General features: G+C 56.7%; 1 pseudogene. It reads left to right on the forward strand.

Going from position 1 to position 363, the window contains the following annotated elements:
• Window positions 1–363: pseudogene (locus QMX98_RS35140) on the forward strand (IS21 family transposase); the annotation flags it as partial.

Genomic DNA, 363 nt, shown 5'->3' on the forward strand with positions numbered 1-363 from the left:
TCTTTGATCGAGATCAGGTCAGTTTTGACTGGCAGCACTACATCCCACTCATCGAACGCAAGCCTGGTGCACTGCGCAATGGCGCGCCATTTGCTGATCTGCCAAAACCGTTACGGCTTCTCAAACGAGGACTGAGGCGTCACACCAACGGTGATCGAATCATGATGCAGGTACTGGCTGCTGTGCCAATTGCAGGTCTCGAACCTGTGCTGGTGGCGGTGGAACTGGTACTTGAGTCGGGAAGTCTGAGCGCCGATCACATCCTCAATGTCCTTGCCCGCCTGACCTCCACCGCACCACCTCCCTGTGTAGAAACCAGCCTGCAACTCAAGGTCGCGCCTGTTGCCAATACGGCGCGCTACG

The sequence above is a fragment of the Pseudomonas sp. PS02303 genome (assembly GCF_029959925.1).
GTDB lineage: Bacteria > Pseudomonadota > Gammaproteobacteria > Pseudomonadales > Pseudomonadaceae > Aquipseudomonas > Aquipseudomonas mandelii.